The sequence below is a fragment of the Micromonospora costi genome (assembly GCF_003626655.1).
Taxonomy (GTDB): Bacteria; Actinomycetota; Actinomycetes; order Mycobacteriales; family Micromonosporaceae; genus Micromonospora; species Micromonospora costi.
Genome location: NZ_RBAN01000010.1, coordinates 88,734 through 100,756, shown reverse-complemented (window position 1 = coordinate 100,756; position 12,023 = coordinate 88,734). Strand labels below are relative to the sequence as shown.

Genomic DNA, 12,023 nt, shown 5'->3' with positions numbered 1-12,023 from the left:
CCTACTGGGTCAGCGTCGACCACCTCGGCGACTGGATCGCCACCCGCGGCTACTCCACCAACTGACCCACAAACAGAGCAAGCGCACCAACACGAAGGGCCGACCCCCACACGGGGTCGGCCCTTCGACGTCTCCAGGGACGGCCGACCGCCGGAGCCGACGGCCAACCGCCAGAGCCGATGGCCAACCGCCGGAGCGTCAGTCAGCCGCCGGAGTCGGCGAGCTCCGCGCCCTCCGGGACGCTGTCGTCGTCGCGGCTGGCCAGCCAGCCGTCGGGCAGGAACACCTTGCCCGGCGAGTTGGTGCGGCCGCGCGGCTGGCCGAGGGTCTCGACCGGGAACGGTACGGTCGGGTCCAGTTTGCCGAGCAGGTCGTCGAGCTGGGCCAGGCTCTCGATCATCGCCAGTTCGCGGCGCAGCTCGCCGCCGATCGGGAACCCCTTGAGGTACCACGCGACGTGCTTGCGGAAGTCGGTGCAGCCGTCCCGCTCGCCCCGCCCGGGCGTACGCGAGCCGGCGGTGAACTGCTCGACCAGCAGCTCGGCGTGCCGCCGCATGGTGCCGGCCACCTCGCCGAGCGTCGGCAGCCGCCGCTCGGGGCGGCCGTTGAACGCGGCCTCCAGGTCGGCGAAGAGCCAGGGCCGGCCGAGGCAGCCGCGGCCGACCACCACCCCGTCCACGCCGGTGTGGGCGACCATCCGCAACGCGTCGTCGGCTTCCCAGATGTCGCCGTTGCCGAGCACCGGCACGTCGAGTGCCTGCTTGAGGGTGGCGATGGCGTCCCAGTCGGCGGTGCCCGAGTAGCGCTGCGCGGCCGTACGCCCGTGCAGGGCCACCGCGGCGACGCCAGCGTCCTGGGCGGCGAGGCCCGCCTCGACGTACGTCAGGTGGTCGTCGTCGATGCCCTTGCGCATCTTCACGGTGACCGGCACCCCGGCGGGTGCCGCGGCCTCCACCGCGGCCCGGACCAGGCGGGCGAAGAGCCGGCGCCGCCACGGCAGGGCCGAGCCGCCGCCCTTGCGGGTCACCTTCGGGACGGGGCAGCCGAAGTTCAGGTCGATGTGGTCGGCGAGATCCTTCTCGACCACGATCCGCACGGCAGCGGCGGTGATCTCCGGGTCGGTGCCGTAGAGCTGGAGGCTGCGCGGCTGCTCCTGCTCGCCGAACGCGATCATCCGGAGCGTCTTCGGATTCCGCTCGACCAGCGCGACGGTGGTGATCATCTCGCAGACGTAGATGCCGCCGCCCTGCTCCCGGCAGAGCTGCCGGAAGCCGACGTTGGTGATGCCGGCCATGGGCGCCAGCACCACCGGCGGCCACACCTGGTGCCGTCCGATCGTCAACGGGCGCAGCACCGGAGCGGTCGTCGTGGTCACCGCACAAGTGTACGGGCCCCGACCGGCGCCGGTCGGGGCCCGTACCCGCAGCTCAGCAGCCGGGCAGGCGCTCGATGAGGTAGCGCTCCACCTGGTCCAGGGAGACCCGCTCCTGGCCCATGGTGTCCCGGTTCCGGACGGTCACCGCGTTGTCGTCGAGGGTGTCGAAGTCGACCGTCACGCAGAACGGGGTGCCGATCTCGTCCTGGCGGCGGTAGCGGCGCCCGATCGCCTGCGAGTCGTCGAACTCGACCACCCAGCGCTTGCGCAGCGTGGCCGCCAGCTCCTTGGCCTTGGGCGACAGCGCCTCGTTGCGGGACAGCGGGAGCACCGCCACCTTCACGGGCGCGAGCCGCGGGTCGAAGCGCATGACGGTCCGCTTGTCCACGCCGCCCTTGGTGTTGGGCGCCTCGTCCTCGTCGTACGCCTCGAGCAGGAACGCGAGCACGGCCCGGGTGAGGCCGGCGGCGGGCTCGATGACGTACGGGACCCAGCGCTCGCCCTTGGTCTGGTCGAAGTACGACAGGTCGACGCCGGAGTGCTTGCTGTGCGTGGAGAGGTCGAAGTCGGTGCGGTTGGCGATGCCCTCCAGCTCCGCGAACTCGGTGCCGCCGAACTGGAAGCGGTACTCGATGTCCACCGTCCGCTTCGAGTAGTGCGACAGCTTCTCCTTCGGGTGCTCGTAGAAACGCAGGTTGTCCGGCGACAGGCCGAGGTCGAGGTACCAGTTCCAGCGCTCCTGGAGCCAGTACTCGTGCCACTGCTCGTCCGTGCCCGGCTCGACGAAGAACTCCATCTCCATCTGCTCGAACTCGCGCGTACGGAAGATGAAGTTGCCCGGGGTGATCTCGTTGCGGAACGACTTGCCGGTCTGCGCGATGCCGAACGGCGGCTTCTTGCGGGCGACGGTCTCGACGTTCTTGTAGTTGACGAAGATGCCCTGGGCGGTCTCCGGGCGCAGGTAGTGCAGCCCCTCGTCGCTCTCCACCGGGCCGAGGTACGTCTTCATGAGCCCGTTGAACATCTTCGGCTCGGTGAAGGTGCCCTTGTTGCCGCAGTTCGGGCAGTTCAGCTCGGCGAGCGAGGTGAGCGGCCGGCCGTGCCGGGCCTCGTACGCCTCCTCGAGGTGGTCGGCGCGGAACCGCTTGTGGCAGAACTGGCACTCGGTGAGCGGGTCGACGAACTCGGCGATGTGGCCGGAGGCCTCCCAGACCTTGCGGGCCAGGATCACCGCCGAGTCCAGGCCGACGACGTCGTCGCGCTGCTGGACCATGGTCTTCCACCACTGCCGGCGGACGTTCTCCTTGAGCTCCACGCCGAGCGGACCGTAGTCCCACGCCGACCGGGTGCCCCCGTAGATCTCGCTGGAGGGGAAGACGAAGCCTCGGCGCTTGGCGAGGCTGACGACGGCGTCGATACGGTCGACTGGCATGTTTCCTCCTACGCCGGCTGGCGGTCGGCGGGGACGTGATATGGACGGAACGAGCGGTTCGGGACAACGGTAACGACGGCAGGGGTCCCGAGCCCAGCAGAATACCGGGGACGGTTCAGCTGACCCCGCAGACCTCCAGCGCGCCCGTCTGCTGGTCCTGGCCGAGGGCGACCTGCTGTCGCTCCCGCCGGCCGCCCTCCAGGGTCACGTCGACCGGCACGGTGAGGTTGTTGGTGTCGACCTCACCCACCCGGTACGCGGTGATCTGGGGCTCGGCCGCCGACCGGCGTTCGAAGTCGGCGCGCGACTCGCGCCGCTTCGCGTCGTCGCAGAGCTGGTCGTACGCCTCGCCGAAGTCCTGCTCGACGAGCGCCTGGTAGTAGTCGGTGGAGACCGTCCGGCCCTGCTCGCGGACCGCCTGGACGCCGCTGACCGCCAGGCCGACGACGGCCGCTCCGCCGCCGCCGCAGCACAGCACCACGGCGAGCGCGCCCACCCCGATGCCCAGCCAGAGCCGGGCCCGCCGTCCCTCGGTGGGCGGCGCCGCGAACGGTGGCGCCACGCCCGGCCCCGGTGGCGGGCCGGGCGGCCCCGGCGGCGGACCGGGCACGGCGGGGGGCTGGTCGCCAGGCGGCCCGGGCGGCGCGGGATGCGGCGGTGGGGCTGCCGGTCCGGGAGCGGTCATACGAGCAATCTAGTGCCCACGGGCTCAGCGATAAGGACCAGCAGCCCGATCACTGGCGTTGACGACGACCGCGCCACCCGGTGCGGCGGTGGCGAGTGCCTCGTACGCGGACGGCTCGTCGACCGACTGGGCGAGCAGCGGGACGGCGGTCACCTTGACCTCGAACCCGCCGAGCGCCCGCCGGTACGCGCCGACCGACTCCCACTCGGTGACCAGGCACCAGTGCCGCGGGTCGTCCAGCGCCCGGACCAGCTGTCCGCGCAGGTAGCCGGGGCGGGCGGCCAGCGCGGTGAGGGCGGCGTGCGCGCGCTCGGTGAAGTCGTCGGCGGCATCGACGTCGACCACGAAGCGGTTGGTCACCAGCACCGGGGGTTCCTCCTCGTAGAGTCTGTGGGATGCAGCGTACGCAGAGCCCCCTGCTGGGCCGGCTGGCCCGGGCGAACCCGACGACGGTGTTCCTGGTCACCCTGGTCCTGGTGCTGGTCGCCCTCTTCACACCGGGCGTGGCCGGCGGCGTGCTGCTGCTGGCGCTCGCCGCGGCCCTGGTGGCGCTGCTGGCCACCACCTGGCCGGTGCAGGCGCCGCAGACCCGCCTCGTCCGGCTGCTGATGCTGACGCTGCTGGTGGCGGTCGCCCTGGTCAAGCTGCTCTGACATGCACTCATGCGTTTTTGACAATCATTATCGTTTGCGCGGACAGTTGACGGCATGAACAACCGCGTCACCACTCGCGTCCTGGCCGCCACGACGACCGCCCTGCTCACCCTCGGCGGCGCCGCCGCCTGTTCGGCCGACGGCGCGGCCGGCGCCGACCCCGAGCGGGTGGACGTGGTGGCGGCGTTCTACCCGCTCCAGTTCATCGCCGAGCGCATCGGCGGCGACGCCGTCCGGGTGACCAACCTCGTGAAGCCGGGTGCCGAGCCGCACGACCTGGAGCTCAACCCGCGCCAGGTCGGCGACGTCAGCGAGGCCGAGCTGGTCGTCTACCTGAAGGGCTTCCAGCCGGCGATGGACGAGGCGGTCGCGCAGAACGCCGCCGACCGGGCCTTCGACGTGGCGACCGTCCAGCCGCTGCTGGACGCCGCGGCCGGTGGGCACGACCACGAGCACGAGGGCGAGGAGGGCGAGGAGGAGGAGTCCGGCGGCAAGGACCCGCACTTCTGGCTGGACCCCACCCGGCTCGCCACGGTCGGCGACCAGCTCGCCGAGCGGCTGGGCAAGGCCGACCCGGACCGGGCCGCCGACTTCACCAGCCGCGCCAGGGACCTGCACGCCGACCTCGACGCCCTGGACGCCGAGTTCAAGGCCGGTCTCGGCGCCTGCGAGCGCCAGGAGATCGTGACCAGCCACACGGCCTTCGGCTACCTGGCCCAGCGGTACGGGCTGGAGCAGGTCGGGATCACCGGGCTGGACCCGGACACCGAGCCCTCCCCGCAGCGGCTGGCCGAGGTCGCCGAGGAGGCGCGCGCGCACAAGACCACCACGATCTTCTTCGAGACGCTGGTGAGCCCCAAGATCGCCGAGACCATCGCGGCCGAGGTCGGCGCGAAGACCGCCGTACTGGACCCGATCGAGGGCCTCACCGACGACGCCGGCTCGTCGGACTACCTTTCAGTGATGCGTACCAACCTGCAGACGCTGCGCACGGCGTTGGGCTGCTCGTGAACCACCCGGTGATCACCGTCACGCACGCGGCCGTCGGCTACGACGGCCGCCCCGTGCTGCGCGACGTCTCGCTGACCGTGACGGCCGGAGAGGTGGTGGCCGTGCTCGGCGCCAACGGCTCCGGCAAGTCCACCCTGATCCGCGCCGTGCTCGGGCTGGTGCCCCTGAGCGCCGGGTCGGTCACCCTCTTCGACCGCCCGTTGCGCCGGTTCCGGCAGTGGGAGCGCATCGGGTACGTCCCGCAGCGGCTGGGCGCCGGCGGCGGCGTACCGGCCACCGTCCGCGAGGTGGTGGCCTCCGGCCGGCTCGCCCGGCGGGGCCTGCTCCGCCCACCCGGCGCCGCCGACCGGGCCGCGGTCGACAGCGCGCTGCGCGCCGTCGGCCTCGCCGGCCGGGCCGACGACCCGGTCGCCACCCTCTCCGGGGGGCAGCAGCAGCGGACCCTGATCGCCCGCGCGCTGGCCGGCCGGCCGGACCTGCTGGTGCTCGACGAGCCGACCGCCGGCGTGGACGCGGCCAGCCAGGAGGCGTTCGCCGGGGCGCTGCGCGAGTTCGTGGCCGGCGGCGGCACCGTGCTGCTGGTGGCGCACGAACTCGGCCCGCTGCGGCCGGTGATCAGCCGCGCGGTCGTCGTCCACGAGGGCGGTATCTGCCACGACGGCGGGGTGCCCGAGCCCGCCGGCCACCACGCCGAGCCCGACCACGACCACGTGCACCCGCACGGTCCCGACGAGCCCGCCGGGCTCTGGAGCAACTGAGCGATGGAACTCTTCCAGTACCCGTACATGCAGCGCGCCCTCGTCGCGGCGCTGGTCATCGGCCTCGCCGCCCCGGCGCTGGGGATCTACCTGGTGCAGCGCCGCCTCACGCTGATCGGCGACGGGATCGGCCACGTGGCGCTGACCGGCGTGGGCGCGGGACTCCTGCTGAACCGCTCTCCCGTGCTCGTCGCGGTGATCGTGGCGACCCTCGGTGCGATCGCCGTCGAGGTGGTCCGCTCACGCGGGCGGACCTCCGGCGACCTGGCCCTGGCGTTGCTCTTCTACGGCGGCATCGCCGGTGGCGTGATGCTCGTGGGCCTGTCCGGCAGCACGAGCGCGAACCTCAACGCGTACCTCTTCGGTTCCCTCACCACCATCTCGCAGGCCGACCTGACCACCATCGTGGTGCTCGGCGCGGCGATCCTGGTGGCCATGCTCGCGCTGCGGCCGGCGCTGTTCGCGGTGAGCCACGACGAGGAGTACGCCCGGGTGTCCGGCCTGCCCGTGCGGACGCTGAACATGCTGATCGCGGTCACCACCGCGGTCACCGTGACCATCGCCATGCGCGCGGTCGGCGTGCTGCTGATCAGCGCTCTCATGGTGGTGCCGGTGGCCGCCGCCCAGCAGGTGGCCCGCGGCTTCCGCACCACCATGACGGCGGCCATGGCGCTCGGCATCTTCGCCGCGGGCTCCGGCGTCTGGGTGGCGGCCAACGCCGACACCGCCCCGGGCGCCTCCGTGGTGCTGATGGCGATCGCCTCGTTCCTGGTGATCGCGCTGGCCGCCGCCGGGTGGCGCGCGCTGCGCCGACGCGGCACGCCGGCGCCGGCCCCGACACCGGAGCCGCACGAGGTGGTGCTGCGGTGACGTGGATCGGCGCACGATCGGCGGAATTGGTTATCGTTGCGGCGTGAGCCGAGGGTCCGGATACGACGCCTTCGAAGGTGCCAGCGAGCTGTTGCGTGCCCTGTCGGCGCCGATCCGGCTGGCCATCGTCAGCGAACTCGGCGCGGGCGAGCGGTGCGTGCACGAGCTGGTGGAGAAGCTCGGCGTGGCGCAGCCGCTGGTCTCCCAGCACCTGCGGGTGCTGCGCGGCGCGGGCGTGGTACGCGGCTCACGCCGGGGGCGGGAGATCGCGTACTCGCTGGTCGACGAGCACGTCGCGCACATCGTGGCGGACGCGGTCAGTCACGCCGGGGAGGGGTCATGAGGCTGCGACAGGTCGGAGGTGACACACCGTGAGCGAGAGCAGCACCGCCGTACGCAACACCCGCCAGCGCAGCGCGGTCAGTGCCCTGCTCGGCGAGGTCGAGGGGTTCCACAGCGCTCAGGACCTGCACGCCATGCTGCGCGCCCGCGGTGAACGCGTCGGCCTCACGACGGTCTACCGGACCCTGCAGGGGTTGGCCGACGCCGGCGAGATCGACGTGATGCGTCCGCCGGGCGGCGAGCACCTCTACCGCCGGTGCAGCGAGGGGCATCACCACCACCTGGTCTGCCGGGCCTGCGGGCGGACCGTCGAGGTCGCGGGCCCGGCCGTGGAGAACTGGGCCGAGCGGGTCGCCGCCCAGCACGGCTACGCCGACGTGAGCCACACCCTGGAGATCTTCGGCACCTGCCCGGCCTGCGCCGGCTGACGCCGCCGCGCCGGGTGCCGGCGCGCGCCGTCCGTGGCACGCTGTCCGGCGTGAAGATCTACGCCGATCGCTTCCCGACCGCCGCCCGTCAGTTCCTCACCGACCTGCTCGTCGTCGCCTGGGTGTACGGCGCGATCCGCGCCGCCATGTGGCTGCACGACCTCGTCCAGAAACTCGCCGTCCCCGGACAGAAGCTGGAGGGGGCCGGTGGCGGCCTCGCCGACAACCTGGCCGACGCCGGCGGCAAGGTCGGCCGGGTGCCGCTGGTGGGCGACGAGCTGACCGCGCCGTTCGAGCGGGCCGCCGGGGCCGCGCGGGCCCTGGCCGAGGCCGGACGCGACCAGCAGGAGCTGGTCGACCAGTTGGCCGTCGCCCTCGCGGTCGCCGTGCTGATCTTCCCGTTGGGCCTGGTGCTCGTCGGCTGGTTGCCGCTGCGGGTGCGCTGGATGCGCCGCGCCGGGTCGGCCGCGAAACTGTCCGCCGCGCCCGCCGGACGCGACCTGCTGGCGCTGCGCGCGCTGGCCACCCAGCCGCTCGGGCGGCTGACCCGGATCGGCCCCGACGTGGCCGAGTCGTGGCGGCGCGGCGACGACGCCACGGTCGACGCCCTCGCCGCGCTGGAGCTGCGCCGACTCGGTCTGCGGGACGGCCGCTAAGGTCGTCGGGTGTTCTACTTCCTGGTCGTCATCGCCGTGCTGCTGCTCGGCTACGCCGCCGTCCTGGTCAGCTTCGTGCGCAAGGGCCGCCGCATCCCACCCGCGGCGTACCTGGGACTGGCGGCGCTCAACGGGCTGATCCTCGCGGCGGTGCTGGCCTGGGCCATCGCCCGGGGGTGAGCCCACCGGCCGACGGCGCCATCGTCGCCCTCGTGGCATGCTCGCCCTCCCCCGGGCGTCACTCGCGGGGAGGGATCCGGCGGCGCACGTCCGGGACGCTCGATGGGCCGGGCGACCAGGTCGCCACCCAGGGCAGGTCGGCAGGCGGCGTGACCACGCCCGATTCGAGGTCGGCGTAGCGGCCGGCGACGATGCGCTTCGCGGCCGCGACGTCGACGGAGTCGGTGTTGTCCCACAACGCCGTGAAGAGGGCGTCGACCCGGGTCCGCGCCTGCCGGCAGAAGAGGTCGGCCAGTTCCAGGTTCTGCGGCCGGGTGTCCCGCTCGGCGTGCGCGCGGACGCAGACCGCGGCCATCGCGAACAGCTCCGCGCCGATGTCCACCACCCGGCCCAGGAACGCCTGCTTGCGCTCCATCCGCCCCTGCCAGCGGGACATCGCGTAGAACGTCGACCGGGCGAGCTTGCGCGACGCGCGTTCCACCTGCCGAAGATGGGTGGCGAGCGGGCCGAACTCCGCGTACGCCGTGGGGCGCTGGCCTTTGCCGACGGCGAGCGTGGGCAGCCACTTCGCGTAGAAGGCGCCGGCCCGCGCACCGGCCTTCGCCTTCCGGCCGAGGCCCGCGTCGGGGTCGATGATGTCGCCCGCGACCGAGAGGTGCGCATCGACCGCCTCGCGGGCGATCAGCAGGTGCATGATCTCGGTCGAGCCCTCGAAGATCCGGTTGATCCGCAGGTCGCGCAGGAGCTGTTCGACGGCGGCGGGCCGCTCGCCACGGGCGCTCAGCGACTCCGCGGTCTCGTAGCCGCGGCCCCCGCGGATCTGGATCAGATCGTCGGCGATCCGCCAGGCCATCTCGCTGGCGTAGAGCTTGACGAGCGCCGCCTCGATCCGGATGTCGTTGCGGTCGTCGTCGGCGAGCCGGCAGCAGAGGTCGAGCATGGTCTCCATGCCGTACGTGGTGGCCGCCATGAAGGCCAGCTTCTGGGCGACCGCCTCGTGCTCGCCGACCGGCCGGCCCCACTGCACGCGCTCGGCCGCCCACTCGCGGGCCACGTTCAGCGACCACTTGCCGGCGCCCACGCACATGGCCGGCAGCGACAGCCGGCCCGTGTTCAGCGTGGTCAGCGCGATCTTGAGCCCCTTGCCCTCACCCCCGATGACGTTCTCCGTCGGAACGAACACGTCGTGGAACCGGGTGACGCTGTTCTCCAGACCCCGCAGACCGAGGAAGGCGTTGCGCCGCTCGACGGTGATGCCCTCGGCGTCGCCCTCGACGACGAACGCCGTGATCCCGCCCCGGCGGCCCTCGGCGGCCGGCACCCGCGCCATCACCACGAGCAGCGTGGCCACCGAACCGTTGGTGGCCCAGAGCTTGACGCCGTTGAGCCGGTAGCCGCTGCCGTCCTCGGTCGGCTCGGCCGTGGTGGCCAGCCGGGCCGGGTCGGAGCCGACGTCCGGCTCGGTGAGCAGGAACGCGGACACCTCACCGGCGGCCAGCCGGGGCAGGAAGCGCTGCTTCTGCTCGGCGGTGCCGAACATCTTGAGCGGCTGCGGGACGCCGATGGACTGGTGCGCGGAGAGCAGCGCGCTGATCGCCGGGTTCACCGAGCCGGCCAGCATGAGCGCCCGGCAGTACTGGAGGTTACTGAGACCCAACCCGCCGTACGCGCGGTCGATCTTCATGCCGAACGCGCCGAGGCGGCCCAGCCCCTGGAACACCTCGTCGGGGATGCGCGCGTCCCGCTCGATCGCCTCGCCGTCCACCTCGGTCGTGAGGTACGCCCGGAACTGCTCCAGGAACTCCTCCGCGCGGGCGTCGTCGGCCGCGTCGGAGCCCGGCCACGGGTTGATGAGGTCGAGGCGGAACCGGCCGAGGAAAAGCTCCTTGCCGAAACTGGGACGGTCCCAGGTGGACTGACGTGCCGCCTCGGCGACCTGGCGGGCCTCCTTCTCGGAGACGTGGCCCGCCTCGCTCGGCAGCGGGGCGGCGGTGCCGCCGCTGGTGTCGGGGCGCTCCGGGACTCCACCGGACTCGTCCGGCGCGGGTCGGCTGTTCTGCGTCGTGGTCACGGCTGCCCCCTCGAACCTCGGTCCGCTGCGTCAACGTGCTCGACATCTGCCACGCTACCCCCGGGTGTTACCCAGGGGTAGCGTTGCGTAAAGATCGAGTTTCGGCGATCGGAGATCAGTCGCCGGGGGCCGTACGAGGGGTGTCGTCCTCGTCGTCGATGTCGTCGTCGCCCCAGTTGCGGCGGGCGAACGGCAGCAGCGCCCAGAAGCTGAGGAACCAGAGGCCCGTCAGCGCGGTCAGCAGGAACGCGATCGGGCGGTCCAGCACGAAGTCGGTAATCAGCAGCACCGCGCTGACCATCGAGACCAGCATGAAGGCCAGGCCGCCGGTGGCCATCCGGTGGGCGAACCGGACCAACTCCGGCTTGCGGCCCTGGCGGAACAGCGCCCGGTGGAACGCCACCGGCGAGATGATCAACGCGGTGGCCGCCGCCGCGGAGAGCAGCGAGACGATGTACACGTCCTTCTGGAAACCGCTCGTCCTCGTGAACCCGTTGCTGAAGGGGAGGGTCAGCAGGAAGGCGAAGAGGATCTGCACCCCGGTCTGCGCCACCCGCAGCTCCTGGAGCAGGTCGGCGAAGTTGCGCTGCCAGCGCTGCTTCTCGGTCTCCTTCGACACCCGGTACCTCCGCTCAGACGCTACTGCCGGCGGGACCCGGCCGCCGGCAGCAACGCAATGCCCGATCGCCCGTACCGCGAAACCGACTCACGACGGGCGGCGCCGGCCCGCGGGCGGCGGTCGTGCCGCCCGGGCCGGCCGGGGGCGTCAGGAGCCGCGGCGGATGCGGCCCGCGTACCGGGCCTCCAGCGCGTTGTTGTGCTCGTCGCCGCCCGCGATGTTGGCCGACAGGTAGACCGGCGGCTTCTCCCCCGCGTCCAGCAGCCTCGCCACCACCTCGACCGTGATCTGCTGGGCCAGCAGCGCCGCCGTGATCGAGGAGACCGCGCCGACGGCGCCGCCACCGGGCAGCGGCAGCGTGGCGTCGCCGTACGGGGCGCCGTTGTCGAGCACCACGTCGGCGAAGTCGGCCAGCTTCCGCCCGGACGGGTGGCGGGACGTCATCTGCCCGGAGTGCTGCGCCGAGGTGATGGCCACGAGCCCGTGGCCCCGCTCCTTCACGAGAGCCGCGAACTCGACGATCGCCCCGTTCACGCCCGAGTTCGAGGCGATCACGAAGACGTCCTGCGGGCGGACCGGCGCGAGGTCGTAGAGGCGGTGCGCGACCGTCGGGTCCCGCTCCAGCGTCGGCCCGAGCAGGTCGGCGGGCGCGCCGCCGATCAGCACGAGGTCCCGCAGGGCGATCTTGTTGGTGGGGACCAGCCCGCCGGCGCGACCGGCGATCTCCATCGAGAGCGCCTCCGAGTGGCCGGTGCCGAAGGCGTGCACCACCCCGTCGGCGCGTACCGCCTCGGCCAGCAGGTCCGCCGCGCGGCCCACCGCCTCCCGCTGGCTGGCCGCCACCCGGTTCATCGTCTCGGTGATCACCGCGAGGTAGCCCTCGGCGCTCAATGTCATCTCTCCTCCGTCCGTTCGCACTCCGGCCGGCGCCCGACGGCCCGGC

At 72.7% G+C, this 12,023-nt stretch carries 15 protein-coding genes; 8 read left to right on the top strand and 7 right to left on the bottom strand.

What is annotated here, in order from left to right:
* Positions 1-202 precede the first annotated feature (202 nt).
* The 4 genes from dusB to D7193_RS31650 form a co-directional block, all read right to left on the bottom strand.
* Entirely contained in the window at positions 203-1,375 is a 1,173-nt protein-coding gene (dusB, locus tag D7193_RS31665) for a tRNA dihydrouridine synthase DusB (RefSeq protein WP_120783338.1), read from the bottom strand.
* Between the two features lie 52 nt (positions 1,376-1,427).
* Entirely contained in the window at positions 1,428-2,807 is a 1,380-nt protein-coding gene (locus D7193_RS31660) for a glycine--tRNA ligase (protein WP_120783337.1), read from the bottom strand.
* 115 nt (positions 2,808-2,922) lie between these two features.
* Positions 2,923-3,492 (bottom strand): hypothetical protein, encoded by a 570-nt coding sequence (locus tag D7193_RS31655; protein ID WP_174242785.1) that lies wholly within the window; start codon positions 3,490-3,492, stop codon positions 2,923-2,925.
* A 24-nt stretch (positions 3,493-3,516) separates the two neighbouring features.
* Complete coding sequence (locus D7193_RS31650) at positions 3,517-3,858, bottom strand: antibiotic biosynthesis monooxygenase family protein (protein WP_120783336.1); 342 nt, start codon at positions 3,856-3,858, stop codon at positions 3,517-3,519.
* A 29-nt stretch (positions 3,859-3,887) separates the two neighbouring features.
* Between D7193_RS31650 and D7193_RS31645 the strand changes: the two genes are divergently transcribed.
* Genes D7193_RS31645 through D7193_RS33815 form a run of 8 tightly spaced genes read left to right on the top strand, consistent with a single transcriptional unit; the run spans position 3,888 to position 8,390 of the window.
* On the top strand, positions 3,888-4,145 hold the full coding sequence (locus D7193_RS31645) for a hypothetical protein (RefSeq protein ID WP_120783335.1): 258 nt from the start codon (positions 3,888-3,890) through the stop codon (positions 4,143-4,145).
* Positions 4,146-4,199: 54 nt separating this feature from the next.
* Positions 4,200-5,156 carry a metal ABC transporter substrate-binding protein gene (locus D7193_RS31640; protein WP_120783334.1) on the top strand — a complete coding sequence of 319 codons (957 nt, stop codon included), beginning with the start codon at positions 4,200-4,202 and terminating at the stop codon, positions 5,154-5,156.
* Entirely contained in the window at positions 5,153-5,914 is a 762-nt protein-coding gene (locus tag D7193_RS31635) for a metal ABC transporter ATP-binding protein (protein WP_120783333.1), read from the top strand. Before D7193_RS31640 ends, D7193_RS31635 begins: the two co-directional genes overlap by 4 nt.
* Before the next feature lie 3 nt (positions 5,915-5,917).
* Complete coding sequence (locus D7193_RS31630) at positions 5,918-6,784, top strand: metal ABC transporter permease (protein ID WP_120783332.1); 867 nt, start codon at positions 5,918-5,920, stop codon at positions 6,782-6,784.
* Between the two features lie 43 nt (positions 6,785-6,827).
* The gene (locus D7193_RS31625; protein ID WP_120783331.1) at positions 6,828-7,127 is read left to right on the top strand and encodes an ArsR/SmtB family transcription factor; all 300 of its coding nucleotides are present in this window, start codon (positions 6,828-6,830) and stop codon (positions 7,125-7,127) included.
* 28 nt (positions 7,128-7,155) lie between these two features.
* On the top strand, positions 7,156-7,554 hold the full coding sequence (locus tag D7193_RS31620) for a Fur family transcriptional regulator (RefSeq protein ID WP_120783330.1): 399 nt from the start codon (positions 7,156-7,158) through the stop codon (positions 7,552-7,554).
* 50 nt (positions 7,555-7,604) lie between these two features.
* Complete coding sequence (locus tag D7193_RS31615) at positions 7,605-8,210, top strand: hypothetical protein (RefSeq protein WP_120783351.1); 606 nt, start codon at positions 7,605-7,607, stop codon at positions 8,208-8,210.
* A gap of 9 nt (positions 8,211-8,219) precedes the next feature.
* A complete protein-coding gene (locus D7193_RS33815; RefSeq protein ID WP_174242784.1) occupies positions 8,220-8,390 on the top strand; it encodes a hypothetical protein in 171 nt (56 codons plus the stop codon).
* A gap of 58 nt (positions 8,391-8,448) precedes the next feature.
* Here D7193_RS33815 and D7193_RS31610 read toward each other — a convergent pair whose 3' ends face one another.
* The 3 genes from D7193_RS31610 to D7193_RS31600 all read right to left on the bottom strand — a co-directional run bounded on the left by D7193_RS31610 (position 8,449) and on the right by D7193_RS31600 (position 11,977).
* Positions 8,449-10,461, bottom strand: a complete 2,013-nt coding sequence (locus D7193_RS31610; protein WP_120783329.1) for an acyl-CoA dehydrogenase family protein — start codon at positions 10,459-10,461, stop codon at positions 8,449-8,451.
* A gap of 115 nt (positions 10,462-10,576) precedes the next feature.
* Positions 10,577-11,080 carry a DUF6328 family protein gene (locus tag D7193_RS31605; protein ID WP_120783328.1) on the bottom strand — a complete coding sequence of 168 codons (504 nt, stop codon included), beginning with the start codon at positions 11,078-11,080 and terminating at the stop codon, positions 10,577-10,579.
* Positions 11,081-11,227: 147 nt separating this feature from the next.
* A complete protein-coding gene (locus D7193_RS31600) occupies positions 11,228-11,977 on the bottom strand; it encodes a sugar isomerase domain-containing protein (protein WP_120783327.1) in 750 nt (249 codons plus the stop codon).
* Positions 11,978-12,023: the final 46 nt, after the last annotated feature.

What these genes read in the sequence shown, in the direction of transcription:
- D7193_RS31640 (WP_120783334.1), top strand. Translation starts at nt 4,200, where the DNA reads ATGAACAACCGCGTCACCACTCGCGTCCTGGCCGCCACGACGACCGCC.
- D7193_RS31655 (WP_174242785.1), bottom strand. Translation starts at nt 3,492, where the DNA reads ATGACCGCTCCCGGACCGGCAGCCCCACCGCCGCATCCCGCGCCGCCC.
- D7193_RS31630 (WP_120783332.1), top strand. Translation starts at nt 5,918, where the DNA reads ATGGAACTCTTCCAGTACCCGTACATGCAGCGCGCCCTCGTCGCGGCG.
- D7193_RS31645 (WP_120783335.1), top strand. Translation starts at nt 3,888, where the DNA reads ATGCAGCGTACGCAGAGCCCCCTGCTGGGCCGGCTGGCCCGGGCGAAC.
- D7193_RS31660 (WP_120783337.1), bottom strand. Translation starts at nt 2,807, where the DNA reads ATGCCAGTCGACCGTATCGACGCCGTCGTCAGCCTCGCCAAGCGCCGA.
- D7193_RS31600 (WP_120783327.1), bottom strand. Translation starts at nt 11,977, where the DNA reads ATGACATTGAGCGCCGAGGGCTACCTCGCGGTGATCACCGAGACGATG.